This is a genomic window from Vreelandella aquamarina (assembly GCF_044805175.1).
Lineage (GTDB): Bacteria > Pseudomonadota > Gammaproteobacteria > Pseudomonadales > Halomonadaceae > Vreelandella > Vreelandella aquamarina_B.
Window position 1 is genome coordinate 1,620,163 of record NZ_CP085232.1, and the last position, 11,828, is coordinate 1,631,990.

General features: G+C 51.7%; 18 protein-coding genes. 6 read left to right on the top strand and 12 right to left on the bottom strand.

Going from position 1 to position 11,828, the window contains the following annotated elements:
- Window positions 1-3: 3 nt before the first annotated feature.
- From LG300_RS07615 to LG300_RS07655, 9 genes are all read right to left on the bottom strand, one after another.
- Window positions 4-354, bottom strand: a complete 351-nt coding sequence (locus LG300_RS07615) for a TusE/DsrC/DsvC family sulfur relay protein (protein ID WP_404377786.1) — start codon at window positions 352-354, stop codon at window positions 4-6.
- Between the two features lie 2 nt (window positions 355-356).
- Window positions 357-644, bottom strand: coding sequence for a sulfurtransferase complex subunit TusB (gene tusB / locus LG300_RS07620; protein ID WP_404377787.1), 288 nt, complete (start codon window positions 642-644; stop codon window positions 357-359).
- A 17-nt stretch (window positions 645-661) separates the two neighbouring features.
- Window positions 662-1,027 carry a sulfurtransferase complex subunit TusC gene (gene tusC / locus LG300_RS07625; RefSeq protein WP_404377788.1) on the bottom strand — a complete coding sequence of 122 codons (366 nt, stop codon included), beginning with the start codon at window positions 1,025-1,027 and terminating at the stop codon, window positions 662-664.
- Between the two features lie 11 nt (window positions 1,028-1,038).
- Entirely contained in the window at window positions 1,039-1,428 is a 390-nt protein-coding gene (gene tusD, locus LG300_RS07630) for a sulfurtransferase complex subunit TusD (protein ID WP_404377789.1), read from the bottom strand.
- 96 nt (window positions 1,429-1,524) lie between these two features.
- Entirely contained in the window at window positions 1,525-2,205 is a 681-nt protein-coding gene (locus LG300_RS07635) for a Bax inhibitor-1/YccA family protein (RefSeq protein WP_404377790.1), read from the bottom strand.
- A 178-nt stretch (window positions 2,206-2,383) separates the two neighbouring features.
- The gene (locus tag LG300_RS07640) at window positions 2,384-2,554 is read right to left on the bottom strand and encodes a hypothetical protein (protein ID WP_404377791.1); all 171 of its coding nucleotides are present in this window, start codon (window positions 2,552-2,554) and stop codon (window positions 2,384-2,386) included.
- 102 nt (window positions 2,555-2,656) lie between these two features.
- Complete coding sequence (locus LG300_RS07645; protein ID WP_404377792.1) at window positions 2,657-3,658, bottom strand: aldo/keto reductase; 1,002 nt, start codon at window positions 3,656-3,658, stop codon at window positions 2,657-2,659.
- 56 nt (window positions 3,659-3,714) lie between these two features.
- Window positions 3,715-4,734, bottom strand: coding sequence for a hydrolase (locus LG300_RS07650; protein ID WP_404377794.1), 1,020 nt, complete (start codon window positions 4,732-4,734; stop codon window positions 3,715-3,717).
- Window positions 4,735-4,888: 154 nt separating this feature from the next.
- Window positions 4,889-6,232, bottom strand: coding sequence for an APC family permease (locus LG300_RS07655; RefSeq protein WP_404377795.1), 1,344 nt, complete (start codon window positions 6,230-6,232; stop codon window positions 4,889-4,891).
- 355 nt (window positions 6,233-6,587) lie between these two features.
- Between LG300_RS07655 and LG300_RS07660 the strand changes: the two genes are divergently transcribed.
- The 3 genes from LG300_RS07660 (at window position 6,588) to LG300_RS07670 (ending at window position 7,678) form a co-directional block, all read left to right on the top strand.
- Window positions 6,588-6,719: a hypothetical protein gene (locus tag LG300_RS07660; protein WP_404377796.1), complete on the top strand. Its 132-nt coding sequence runs from the start codon at window positions 6,588-6,590 to the stop codon at window positions 6,717-6,719.
- A 163-nt stretch (window positions 6,720-6,882) separates the two neighbouring features.
- Window positions 6,883-7,281, top strand: a complete 399-nt coding sequence (locus tag LG300_RS07665; RefSeq protein ID WP_404377797.1) for a SirB2 family protein — start codon at window positions 6,883-6,885, stop codon at window positions 7,279-7,281.
- Between the two features lie 31 nt (window positions 7,282-7,312).
- Window positions 7,313-7,678 (top strand): YbaN family protein, encoded by a 366-nt coding sequence (locus tag LG300_RS07670; protein ID WP_404377798.1) that lies wholly within the window; start codon window positions 7,313-7,315, stop codon window positions 7,676-7,678.
- Between the two features lie 438 nt (window positions 7,679-8,116).
- Here the strand turns inward: LG300_RS07670 and LG300_RS07675 are convergent, their stop codons facing one another.
- Entirely contained in the window at window positions 8,117-8,284 is a 168-nt protein-coding gene (locus LG300_RS07675; RefSeq protein WP_172416156.1) for a YHYH domain-containing protein, read from the bottom strand.
- A 166-nt stretch (window positions 8,285-8,450) separates the two neighbouring features.
- Here LG300_RS07675 and LG300_RS07680 point away from each other — a divergent pair, with 166 nt between their 5' ends.
- Window positions 8,451-9,344: an endonuclease gene (locus LG300_RS07680; protein ID WP_404377799.1), complete on the top strand. Its 894-nt coding sequence runs from the start codon at window positions 8,451-8,453 to the stop codon at window positions 9,342-9,344.
- Window positions 9,345-9,376: 32 nt separating this feature from the next.
- Here the strand turns inward: LG300_RS07680 and LG300_RS07685 are convergent, their stop codons facing one another.
- Entirely contained in the window at window positions 9,377-9,706 is a 330-nt protein-coding gene (locus tag LG300_RS07685) for a HigA family addiction module antitoxin (protein WP_404377800.1), read from the bottom strand.
- Between the two features lie 4 nt (window positions 9,707-9,710).
- Window positions 9,711-10,001 carry a type II toxin-antitoxin system RelE/ParE family toxin gene (locus tag LG300_RS07690; protein WP_404377801.1) on the bottom strand — a complete coding sequence of 97 codons (291 nt, stop codon included), beginning with the start codon at window positions 9,999-10,001 and terminating at the stop codon, window positions 9,711-9,713.
- Window positions 10,002-10,185: 184 nt separating this feature from the next.
- Between LG300_RS07690 and LG300_RS07695 the strand changes: the two genes are divergently transcribed.
- Both LG300_RS07695 and LG300_RS07700 read left to right on the top strand, forming a co-directional pair.
- Window positions 10,186-11,268, top strand: coding sequence for a hypothetical protein (locus tag LG300_RS07695; protein ID WP_404377802.1), 1,083 nt, complete (start codon window positions 10,186-10,188; stop codon window positions 11,266-11,268).
- 13 nt (window positions 11,269-11,281) lie between these two features.
- Complete coding sequence (locus LG300_RS07700) at window positions 11,282-11,764, top strand: hypothetical protein (RefSeq protein ID WP_404377803.1); 483 nt, start codon at window positions 11,282-11,284, stop codon at window positions 11,762-11,764.
- Window positions 11,765-11,828: the final 64 nt, after the last annotated feature.

An 11,828-nucleotide genomic window follows, 5' to 3' on the forward strand; every position in this document is an offset into this window, starting at 1 on the left:
TGGCTACAAGCAGTTGGTGGGTTTCGGTAAACCTGCAATTCGCGCCAGACGCTTAGGCGGGCTTCCCGGGAACAGCGACATGAGATACACCGAGCGCCCTTTCTCATCACCTAAAGCTTGCTTAGTGGCTTTTACCAATGGCCGCATCGCCGGTGCCATTTCATAACGGGTATAGAAATCACGCACTAAGCGAATAAGCTCCCAGTGCTGCTCAGTTAGCACTAAGCCTTCATCCTCGGCTAGCAACTCAGCAACTGCTTCGCTCCAATCTTCCTGCTCTACTAAATATCCCTCAGGGTCGACTTTAATTTTTTTAGCATTATCAAGATAACGGTATAAATTTTCATCGCTCATATTTAATACCAGGAGATAATTTTTTCGTTCTGCTCAGTCAGGGCGACAAAACCCTCCATATCAACCAGTGAAGCGTTATTCTCAGCCGCTATCGAGAGCAGCCCTCGAGTTGCCGCATCCTCTTCCAGCAAAAAAACTTCAGCGCCCGTCGTATTCCACCCATGCCAATCCGGGTACAGCGCAGCCTGTACCGCATCCTCGATCAGCAGGACGCTATCCCCTGCCGCCAAGGTGGAGAGCATCTGCTGTGCCGCCTCGCTATGGGGCGGTTTATTTAGAATATGTAGCATCGTTAACACTGCCCCGTTTAAAAATTCAGCACCTGATGATAGCGGCCCAGTAGGCTGGGTAACTGCGCCTCCGGCACGATCGTTACCCCATCAACTAGCTGTGCCACATCCAGATTAAACGCTTCCAGCGCGCTCTCTGGCACAAGCAATTGATCAATATCATACATTTCCAGCATATCGATGGTTGGCAGTGTCGCTTTCTGCCCCGGCGCACCGGCTGCCTGCTCTTTCAACAGCGCCAGCACCCCTTGGCCAAGAAACAGCAGGCTTACCGGCTGACCAAAGGCAGCGGCGACCAACGCCACATCCAGCCCTTCTCGTAGGGCGTTGTTACTAAACGGCGCATGACGAATAATCACGAGCCGTTCGTGTTCATTGCACATTATTGCCGCCCCTAAGCGAAAGTCACTAAACGGTCACAGCGCTGCTGCAGCGTCAGCAGCTGCCCTAACCCGGTTAATTCAAACGGCGCTTCCAGGTTAAAGTGTGCCTGGCCATGCCGCTTTGCCTCGGCTTCGCTCATTACGCCCCGGCGTAGCGCCGCTGCGATACACACGTCCAGCGTAATACCATGCTCACGATGGAGTGCAATCCACGCGTCACGCATGTTGAGTTCATCCTGGGGCGGTGTCATCAACGTAGAGGCGTTATGGATACCGTCCTGGTAGAAAAACACGCCCGCAACCTGGTGCCCCCTGCTAATAGCCGCCCTAGCGAAGCGCAGTGCAGAGTGGGGTGCCGCACTTGTATAGGGTGCCCCCATGACTAATAAGCCGTACTCCATAGCGTTGTCTCGTGCTAAATCAGCGAAAAAAAACAGACCCTACGGGGTAGGGTCTGTTATCGGCGTCACATCAAGTGACTGCGCGCTCTATCACGATCAGTCGTTGCTCATAATACCCAGGATCGACAGCAAGCTGACGAACAGGTTGTAGATGGACACATAGAGCGTGACGGTAGCGAGGATGTAGTTAGTCTCGCCAGCGCGGTGAACGATTTCACTGGTCTGGTACAGAATGGCCGCTGAGGCAAACAGTACGAAGCCAGCGGAAACCATCAGTGAAAGCGCAGGAATGTTGAAAATTAAGCCTGCCACCATCGCCAGGATCAGAACAATGGCACCTGCCATCAGGAAGTTGCCGAGGAAGCTGAAATCCTTCTTCGTGGTCAGCGCTACCGCAGAGAGACCGATAAACGTCAGGCCAGTCATAGCCAGCGCGTTCATGATCAGCGCACCGCCATTAGGCAGCGTTAGGTATGCAGAAATAATCGGCCCTAAGGTAAAGCCCATAAAGCCGGTAAACGCAAAGGTCGCCAGCAGGCCCATCGCGGAGTTAGCGGTTTTGTGAACCAGGAACATTAGGCCGTAGGCACCGATGAAGAACACAAAAATGTTCATCTGCTGGATGCCCATCGCAACGGAGGCACCCGCCGTCAGCGCAGAGAACAGAAGCGTCATCGCCAGCAGCGCGTAGGTATTACGCAATACCTTGTTCGCACTAACACTACTTACCGTGCTGCGAGTTTGCGTTCTCGCCATGTTCGAATCGTTAAAAGCCATGTATCTGTGCTCCCTAGTAGTCATACTATCAACGGACAAGAATGCCGTTACCTAGTTCCAGACGCAAGTCTTTGTCTTTCACGCTAACCATCACCATGGTTGATAGAGCTGAATCTCTTCACTGAGTTAGACAGGATAAGGTTCTATAAAATCTCCCTCTGTCAACACGACCCCGGCATCAAGCCAAAGGCGCCTCAGTGTCGTCTTCCCCCTCTTTCTTATGCGGTGTAACCGCCGTAGAGGCCACTTGGCGGGCATCCTGGGCATTATATAACCGTGCATCAATGGCACTAAGCAGCGCTAATTGTGCAAACAGCACCACAAAACAGATCAGCAAACCTTTTAACATGGTCATCGTCCTTAAAAGGCGGATAGCCCGCCTGGATTCACCGATAGTAGCCCAGAGCAACTAGAAAGCAACGGGATGCGAAAAATAACTTTTCGCTTATTTTTAGGCGAACTCTTCGGTGTCAATATCGGCCTGCTGTGCCTCATTATAACGGGCACCGGCAACATCACCGGGTAGCATCATCCCGTTCAGTTGGGCAAGATCGGTAGTACTTAGCACCACATGTTCGGCTTTAAGGTTTTCGCGCATGTGGCTAACGGAACGCGTGCCTGGAATCGGGATAATATGGCTCCCCCGCGCCTTGACCCAGGCAAGGGCTAACTGGGCAGGAGTGATGCCCAAGCGCGTCGCCAGGGCATTAAACTGCGCCAGCAGGGTTAGATTATGGGTCAGGTTATCGCCGTTAAAGCGCGGCATGCCGGCACGCATATCGCCACTGGCGAATGCGGTGTCAGTTTGAATGGCACCAGAGAGAAACCCGCGGCCCAATGGGCTGAAGGCTACTAGCGCCGTGCCTAGCGCTTGACACGCTTGGCTCAGCGCAATCTCTGGATTACGCGTCCACAGCGAGTACTCCGACTGAACCGCTGCTACTGGATGCTCGGCGTGCGCCTTACGCAACGTTTCAGCAGAAATTTCCGAAAGCCCAATGGCGCGAAGCTTCCCCTCTTCCACCAGCCTACCCAGCGCTCCTACGCTCTCTTCAATAGGCACCTGACGATCCAGGCGGTGGAGATAGTAGATATCCAAGTGATCCGTTTTCAAACGCGCCAGACTCTCCTCGCATTGGCGGCGCAGTGTCTCCGGCCGACCATCAATTATCCGCTTACCACTCTCAGGGTCTATGGCCATACCGCACTTGCTGGCGAGCAGCAGCTCTCGGCGCTTTGATGACAACGCCTTCCCCAGTAAGCGCTCATTTGCGGTACCACCGTAGAGTGTGGCCGTATCAAAATGGCGATAGCCCATTTCAAAGGCCTCATTTAGTGCCCGAACGCCTTCCTCTTCAGGCACATACTGCCCGTAGCCATGGGAAAGGTTCATACAACCAAGCCCGATACGCGGCGATGCTACTTCCTGTAATCGTTCATATAACGCAGACATAGAGGACCTCGGTAGAGTGATAAAGTGGTAATGGATTGTCATAGAGTGGTGATGGATTATGACGCTAACGCCTGGGCACTATCCGCAACAGTTGGAAGCGGCACCTGTGCCGCTAACCATTCAGGCAAACGATGTTCAAGATAGTACCGTGGCCGCCAAGGGGTGCCTTCAATAAAGCCGACGTGCCCACCTTTTGGAAATAGCGCCAAAGACACGCAGCTAGGCAGCATGTCAGTTTTGGGAACCGTGTGGGGATAGATAAACGGATCATCTGCGGCATGAACAATAAGGGTCGGAGTTTGAATCGCTTCGACAAAGAAGGCGCTGCTACAGCGGCGGTAGTACTCCTCGGCACTCCCATAGCCGTGCAGCGGCGCGGTTACACGGTCGTCAAAGTCCCAGAACGTTTTCATACTCTCCAGGGCTTCAAGGGAAGTTAACCGCGCCAGCTCCTCCTCGCGCCCTTGCCGACGGAAAGCGTGGCGTTTTGTTGCTACATAGTGGTGCAGGTCGCGCAAGAAACGCGCCTGATAAATCTTGGAGAAGCCCTGGTTGATACGGTCGGCACAATGGTCCAAACGAAACGGCACCGAAACAGCCACAGCCGCGTGCAGCGGGCAGGCACCGCCCGTCTCACCCAAGTACTTCAGCAACACATTGCCACCCAGTGAATAGCCAATGGCGGCAAAAGGTTTTTCCGGGTAGCGCGCTATGAGCTGTTGAATAATATCGGCCAGATCGTCACTGACACCGGAGTGATACCCTCTAGCACGATGGTTGGGCTCCCCGGAACAGCCTCGCCAGTTCACCGCCACGCTCTGCCACCCTTGTGCCGCCAACGCCTGCTGTTGCCCTAATATATACAGCGATGATGAGCTGCCGGTTAACCCATGCAGCAGAATCGCGCAGCGAACCCCGTCATTTTGGGGTTGACCTACTTGGGGGCCGTACCAATCCAAATCAATAAAATCGCCATCCCTGAGCGTCATACGTTCGCGTTGGCGTTTCAGCTGCGGGGTTGGGCGGAACAGCGTGCTAAAAAGCGTTTGCAGATGCCCGCCCGATAACCAACGCATGGGGCGAAAACCAGGGTAAACAGAGCGCATGCCATTTGTTACCAGCAAAGAAAACCGCCGGATAGCTTAGCAAACTTTTACCACATGCAAACTTTCTCCACCTCGCAGCGATGCGCCTTTTTGGAAAGTGCAACCAAACGACCGACGGCCTCCACTACTGGTGATGCGAATGCTCGTTATCCTTCGGCGGACGGCGTCTAGCCAGAAATAGCCACTCGCCAAGTAAGATGGTCACCATAACCGCGCCAGCCACTATAAGCACCAGAGGGTCTGAGGTGGCTTTTACCCATATAAAGCCAAGCAGCACGATGGCATCCAGTAAAATAGCGATGCTTGGGATTATCCTGTTAGCGCCTACGCTCTCCCTAAGGTGGCGTACTACCCCCCAGTGAATGGCAATATCCATAATCAAGTAAAAAATAATGCCAAGCGCGGCGATACGGCTAAGATCAAAAAAGATGGTTAAGACCAAGCCGAATACGATGGTATACACCAGCGTATGCTTCTGGAGGCTACCCGGCATGTGGAAATGGCGATGTGGCACCAGCTTCATTTCCGTCAGCATGGCTAACATACGGGAAACGGCAAAGACGCTTGCAATAATCCCGCCTGCCGTTGCCAACATCGCTAAAATAACAGTAAAGCCAACCGCCGCCTCCCCCAAGGCTGGCCGAGCCGCCGCCGCCAAGGAGTAGTCCTGCGTTTCAATAATCTCGGCTAAAGAGAGGTTACTGGCAACGGCAAACCCCACCAGGGCATAGATCACTACACACAGAGCAATGGAAATCATGATTGCTCTGCCTAGGTTACGCTTGGGGTTCTTCAGCTCAGACCCACTGTTGGTAATGGTCGTAAAGCCTTTAAAGGCCAAAATGCCCAATGCTGTGGCGCCTAGAAATCCAGTCACTGTCGGGGTTGGGGTTGTCGCTGCCTCGCCGCCCCCCATTTCCAGGGAATCGGCTACGAATACCCCGGCCACACCAAATACCACAATGCCGCCGATTTTGATGATGCCAAGTACAGAAGCAACCGTCTCAATCAGCTTATTCGCGGATAAATTTATTAAAAAAGCCGCCAGCAATAGGCATACACCCAGCAACGGCACAAACAGCCCCCGTTCCCCCAGTTCAAATAGCTCTAGGGTATAAGAGCCAAAGGTTCTTGCCAGAAAGCTCTGGGCAATCACCATGGAAAAGTACATCAAAAGCGCATGAAAGGCGGTGGGGAGCGTTGAACCGTAAGCCTTTTGCAGGTACATACCTATTCCCCCAGCAGAGGGATAGGTACTAGATATTTTGATATAGGAGTAGGCGCTAAATGCGACAATGGCTGCAGCCGCCAAAAAGGCAAACGGGAAAAGACGCCCTGTCATCTCCGCCATTTGGCCCGTTAAGGCAAAAATGCCAGCCCCGATCATCACCCCTGTGCCTAGCGCTATGGCCCCTATCAGCGAGAGGCTTCCTTTCTCGTAATGTGGCGTTCTATCCTTATCAGCCATCAGCTAGTCTCCCTTCAAGTTGAAATACGCTGTGTTTCCGCTTTACAGCCTAGAACCCTGTGCAGCCTTAAGGTCAAGAACACCAACCGTACTCCACTCGCCGGATGACGCCAGTGGTTAGCCCTAAAACCGTTAACCATTGTCTTTTAGGCTTTCGGCCAAGTGCTCTGCTAGCAGTTCATTAATTTTCAGCAACAACGGTTTCATGGGTTATCAGCCACTAGAAGTTGATATCACCGCACATGCATGACCTGGCGCAATAAAAACCCAGAAGGCGTCCTAATACGATTGACCTAAAGGCAACCCATAGGTTGTAGGCTCGCTAACATACTTGCTGACTGATAGGAGATTCGCCATGATGGGTGCAGATTGCTTTGCCATGATGGGTTCAATGGGTTGGCTAGGGTGGATAATGCCCGTTATGCTCTTACTACTGGTGGGGTTGGGTATCGCCGCGCTCGCCAAGTATTTATTCCGTCGCTCTTAAAGCACATATCGGCAGCCCAGCCAGGACTGCCCGATCGCCCAAGCCACATAGGCCGGGAACAGCGCGCTAAAACCACCGGCTTTGATCCAAATCAGCGCCCCCTGCCATCCATTTCACGATACTAACGCCGAGACACATACTCGGATAACAGGGCTGATAGACTGTGATAGAGCACTACCTCTGGATCAAACATCTGCATATGACTGCAGCTTTCATGAGCCTTGCCTTTTTTATTCTGCGCGCATTCTGGTCGGTCTTTGAGCACCCCATACGCCATCAGCGCTGGGTAAAAACGGTACCCCATATCATTGACACAGCACTGCTGACACTGGGCGTAATACTCGCGGTAATCCTCAATTTCTGGCCACTACCGCCCTGGCTAATCGCCAAGATAACTGCCCTGATTATCTATATCTTATTGGGCACCATAGCGATTAAGCGCGGCAGAACGCCCGCGATACGGGGTGCGTTTGCGCTGGCTGCCGTACTCGTTTTTGTCTATATATTAGGCGTTGCGATTCAACACACTCCGTTCTCCTGGTTTGGAGTGGTAACAACCTAACGGGTTAGGAGAGACGAGTTAGGAGAGATAGATGCGAATCGCCCAGCTCGCTTGGAATGTGCTCGCCTTTTTAAGTATTGGCCTTGGGGTGGCCGGTATCGCGTTGCCCCTACTTCCCACTACCCCCTTCTTACTACTGGCGTTCTGGGCAGCAACCAAAGGCTCCCCACGCCTAGCTAATTGGCTTTACTACCACCCCCAGCTTGGCCTCTATCTGCAAGCTTGGCATACGCAGCGGGCCGTGCCTAAACGAGCCAAACTCACCGCCGTTGTCTTATTAATCGTGAGTTGGTTAACCCTACTACTCTCCGGCGCCAGCGCCCTCCTGTTGGGTATGCTGGCGCTGTTATTCGCACTGGTTGGTGCATTTATCCTCACTAGGCCTGCAATGCAGTAAACCAATGATGCGACTAACATGCTAACAAGGTGGTTTAGAGCCTCAAGACACAATCTCAACACAGTGAAAGACCGGTGCATTTAATAGAGGGCTTGTTAGGGAGGAAACGTAGGGCCTAGAAACGAAAAAAGCCCCTGACGAATCAGGGGCTTTTCGAGATGAGTGGCGGAGGGACAGGGATTCGAACCCTGGATAGGCTATTAACCTATGCCGGTTTTCAAGACCAGAAAACCAGCCTCAATTTCCCCCAATAAAACAGTAGCTTAGAATACAGCAGTATAACGGTAAGCGGTTATACTCGTGTGTTTTAGCTCTGTTCCCACCTAAATCTAAAGCCTTTCCGTTCCCCTATCCTACCACCTTGAGCCTGCCTTGCTAACCGAAATACAACGCGTGCGACATGCTGGAAGCGACGTTAATGGCGTTGCATTGTCGAGCTTAGTGGCAGTGACGCGTGCCTGCTTTCGTATCCCGGTGGCAACCACTGCCATCAGTACGGCCACCATGCTCCACTACGTCACCGCTGCTAATAGCGGTGGCAGCCGTTACGTTTCCTGCACCTAGCAACATGCCAGCCAGCATTAGAGCTACCAGTACCTTTTTCATTATCGCTTCCTCATTTACGCTGGCCCATCGCCAGCCAAAAGAGATTAGCACTGTCCCTACTCAAGCAAAGCTGACTTTAGTCAAAAGCCTACTTAATTTTTATCAGCAGGTCGCATCAATTGCCAAATTTTATTAGTCTTCCCTCTCACTTGCAGGGATGACCCAAATGAAACAGCTTTCCTACTTTAGTGCCCTTCTAGTTGCCCTACTGCTGCCTGGCCAATCAGTCGCCGATGTGCCTTCTTCTTTCAATGCGGCAAAGCGCATCGCTGAAGAGCAGATTTACTATGATCAGGACACGTCTTTTTACTGCGGCTGCCAGTTCGACTTTGAGGCTGGGCCCAACCTGGAAGCCTGCGGTTACGAGATTAGAAAGCAGCCTCGAAGAGCAAGCCGTATCGAGTGGGAGCATGTAATGCCAGCTTACGACTTTGGCCGGCAACGGCAGTGCTGGAAAGATGACGGTCGGGATAACTGCCGCCGGACAGATGAGGTATTCAGGCGCGCAGAGGCGGATCTACACAACTTGGTACCGGCAATTGGCGAGGTCAACGGCGACCGATCTAACCTAAGATTTGCCATGGTAAACACACCAGAGCATGAATATGGAGCCTGCGAAGTCGCTGTTTCTTACGAAGAGGACTCGTTTCAGCCACCACCCCACCGGCGTGGCGACATAGCGCGCACCTACTGGTACATGCAGGACACCTACGGCATAGAGATCAGCCGACAGCAACAGCAACTATTCACGGCCTGGGCTAACCAAGACCCGGTCGATGAATGGGAGCTAGAACGAAACCGCCGAATCGCTGCTGTTCAGGGCAATGCTAATCCCTATGTGGGCGAGGTCGCTATTCAGCAGGCTGCCGAGCCTGAGCCAGTTAGGTCTGCGCCCGCTATACCTCAGCGTTCAAGTAGCGCTGACTTTAGCTGTTCGACTCGAAAGAATTGCGGTGCCATGGCTTCTTGCGAAGAAGCGTTATTCCACTTGAATCAGTGCGGCAATGGTCGTTTGGATGGTGATAGTGACGGCGTGCCCTGTGAATCGATATGCCCATAATCAAAAAGCCGCTCGTAGGCGGCTTCAGGCAGTTAGGCTAGCTCTGCTTCAAGAATGGCTTCTAGCGGGATTGGATGGGCTCTGCGAATGCGCTTTTGGCTCTTCTCATTATGATAGGCTTTCCAGAGATCGCCCTTCTGCTGAAGGTTGAGCCAGAAATCAGGCGTGTTACCAAACACCGTGGCCAGCATAATGGCGGTTTCAGCAGACAATGCGCGCTTGTTGTTACAGATTTCATTAACAACACGCGGTGCAACGCCCATTTGGCGGGCAAGCGCCGATTGTGTCATCTCAAGCGGCTCCAAAAACTCATAAGTGAGCATTTCACCAACGGTTGTGGGCTTTCGCTCTGTCATCATCATGACGTCACCTATAGGTGTGCGGGTCCAAATAAATATCCCAAGCATGACCATCTGACCATTCAAAAATCAGTCGATATTGCTTGTTTACCCGGATTGCGCATAAGTGGGACATCTTTCCATCCAGGTGCTTGAATCGGTTGCCGGGCGGAACCCTGAGGTCAGCTTCCGAGGTAGATGCATCTATCAAGTCCAGCTTTCTGTTGAGAGCACTTTCGATAGAAGCGGGTATCGGGCCTGGATTTTTCCCAGTTTGATAAAACGTTTGCAGCCAGTCGTCTCTGAAGGATTTGATCATCCGTGCGCTCCTTATCAGCTTACTATACCATATGGCGGTATAGCGTCAAGACTGACAGTTATGCGGTTCAAGGTGATATAGGCCATCAAACCACAAGCCATAGCTACAACCCCCTCATTGGCATACCCTACCTCATGACGCCAAATCGCGCTAAGCTCTCTTCGATAATGAACGGGGAGCGAGAATGTCTGATCAAATTAACATTGTTCGGAGCGTCAAGGATCTTAGAAACCTTGCCAGCCAAGGGCAAGAGATTAACTTCGAACAAATAGCCTTTGAAGGATGGCCGCTGGTTGAGATCAAGATCTATGGTGATAAGTATCATGGCGAAATAACGCCAGAGGTCGCCGAGTCACTCTATGAGTTCTCTCAAAGCCTCAAGCGAGCCTATGCAGCCTTCAAGTATGGCGTACCAAAGGTATCCGCATTAAAAGGTAACGATGCTGCTATATTTGAAGGTCTAACCTTCACTGTTGGTGAAGGCTGCACAGAGATTGCAGGCAAGTTCTCAGATGCGTTCCAAAAAATGGGGCTTGATATAGCCTCGGAGGCTTTCCAGCATATGAATTCAGAGCACATACTAATACTGCTGATAGCACTCGGGGTGATAACAATAGGCGGTTATGTAGGCATCAGAGGGTATGCCAAATATAAAGACACTGAACTGTCAAAGCGGCAAGTAGACGCCCAAGTTGATACCGTCAAGGCCACAGGCGATGCTATTAAGGATGCGCTTATAGCTAGTCGAGAAGATGCTAATAAAGCAATAGCAGCCCTGCCCGCAGAAACGAGGCAGCGAGTTTATATGTTTGGTGACCAAGTCGATGATGGCTACGAGAAAGTCGTAAGAGCTGCGGGCGACGCAGAACGCATTGACATAGGCATCAACCATCTTACTAAGGAGCAGATTGAAGACATTGCTCACAAGGATCCAGTAACTACTCAGGGTAAGTCAGAAATTAAAGACCCTGTCATAATTCATGGCATAACAAAAAACCCTGATAAGCGCATAGTTACAGTGACGGCCTCATCTGCTCGCTACCCATCTCGCCCCCTGACGTTGAAATACATCATGTTTGACGGGTTGGATACGCAGGCGGAGGAAAACTTGCACGAAGCGCTTCGTCATAGTTCCACAAAGCGAGCGCTGATTGACTATCAGGCGCTGCTTAACGCTAATACGGGCGAATTTGAGCGCGGCACCTTACAAGATGTAGGGGATTTGATCTCTTACCATAAAGAAAGCAGCGATGACGAAGAAGAATAGCAAGGGGGTAAGGATGAAGCTTTTAACAGCCTCAGCACTTATAGCGGCAATGGGAATTTTAGTGGCAGGTAGTGGGTATGCATTGAGTGTTGCGACTCCCTGGATATCTAAAGAATCATGCCTCCTGAGCGTTTCTGCATCAGATTCAACAGCTCCAGCGATAGGCGTGCAGGCCTGCGCGGATAGATTTGGCTATGAACTTCCAAATTTAGATTTTTCTCAAGAAGATATAGCAATGATTGATGGGAAGGGTAGCTTTCTTGCTGGTAGGTTTTCCGCTGATATATACAATGGCTCGTCTCTCAATTTAACCGAACTTACCATTGTCGTTATGGATCCAGAAACGACAGAAGATGATGAACCGATTAGGCATTATTACGAAGTAGATACAGAGATACCGCCAAAGTCAGTCGGCAAGGTTAGCTTTGAAGTTTTTCAAGAATACGACCAAGCTCGGTGGTCTATCACTAAGGCTAGGGGGCGCCTGAGTAATTAAGCTAGGCCCTCGCACAGCCCCTTGCCAAGCGCTACCCTATAAGCGTTCCTCTCCAAAGGTGGTG

What these genes read in the sequence shown, in the direction of transcription:
- LG300_RS07640 (WP_404377791.1), bottom strand. Translation starts at nt 2,554, where the DNA reads ATGTTAAAAGGTTTGCTGATCTGTTTTGTGGTGCTGTTTGCACAATTA.
- LG300_RS07615 (WP_404377786.1), bottom strand. Translation starts at nt 354, where the DNA reads ATGAGCGATGAAAATTTATACCGTTATCTTGATAATGCTAAAAAAATT.
- tusB (WP_404377787.1), bottom strand. Translation starts at nt 644, where the DNA reads ATGCTACATATTCTAAATAAACCGCCCCATAGCGAGGCGGCACAGCAG.
- LG300_RS07685 (WP_404377800.1), bottom strand. Translation starts at nt 9,706, where the DNA reads ATGATGATGACAGAGCGAAAGCCCACAACCGTTGGTGAAATGCTCACT.
- LG300_RS07635 (WP_404377790.1), bottom strand. Translation starts at nt 2,205, where the DNA reads ATGGCTTTTAACGATTCGAACATGGCGAGAACGCAAACTCGCAGCACG.
- LG300_RS07675 (WP_172416156.1), bottom strand. Translation starts at nt 8,284, where the DNA reads ATGAAAAAGGTACTGGTAGCTCTAATGCTGGCTGGCATGTTGCTAGGT.
- LG300_RS07660 (WP_404377796.1), top strand. Translation starts at nt 6,588, where the DNA reads ATGATGGGTGCAGATTGCTTTGCCATGATGGGTTCAATGGGTTGGCTA.
- LG300_RS07645 (WP_404377792.1), bottom strand. Translation starts at nt 3,658, where the DNA reads ATGTCTGCGTTATATGAACGATTACAGGAAGTAGCATCGCCGCGTATC.
- LG300_RS07690 (WP_404377801.1), bottom strand. Translation starts at nt 10,001, where the DNA reads ATGATCAAATCCTTCAGAGACGACTGGCTGCAAACGTTTTATCAAACT.
- tusD (WP_404377789.1), bottom strand. Translation starts at nt 1,428, where the DNA reads ATGGAGTACGGCTTATTAGTCATGGGGGCACCCTATACAAGTGCGGCA.
- LG300_RS07670 (WP_404377798.1), top strand. Translation starts at nt 7,313, where the DNA reads ATGCGAATCGCCCAGCTCGCTTGGAATGTGCTCGCCTTTTTAAGTATT.
- LG300_RS07695 (WP_404377802.1), top strand. Translation starts at nt 10,186, where the DNA reads ATGTCTGATCAAATTAACATTGTTCGGAGCGTCAAGGATCTTAGAAAC.
- LG300_RS07700 (WP_404377803.1), top strand. Translation starts at nt 11,282, where the DNA reads ATGAAGCTTTTAACAGCCTCAGCACTTATAGCGGCAATGGGAATTTTA.
- LG300_RS07650 (WP_404377794.1), bottom strand. Translation starts at nt 4,734, where the DNA reads ATGCGTTGGTTATCGGGCGGGCATCTGCAAACGCTTTTTAGCACGCTG.
- tusC (WP_404377788.1), bottom strand. Translation starts at nt 1,027, where the DNA reads ATGTGCAATGAACACGAACGGCTCGTGATTATTCGTCATGCGCCGTTT.
- LG300_RS07680 (WP_404377799.1), top strand. Translation starts at nt 8,451, where the DNA reads ATGAAACAGCTTTCCTACTTTAGTGCCCTTCTAGTTGCCCTACTGCTG.
- LG300_RS07655 (WP_404377795.1), bottom strand. Translation starts at nt 6,232, where the DNA reads ATGGCTGATAAGGATAGAACGCCACATTACGAGAAAGGAAGCCTCTCG.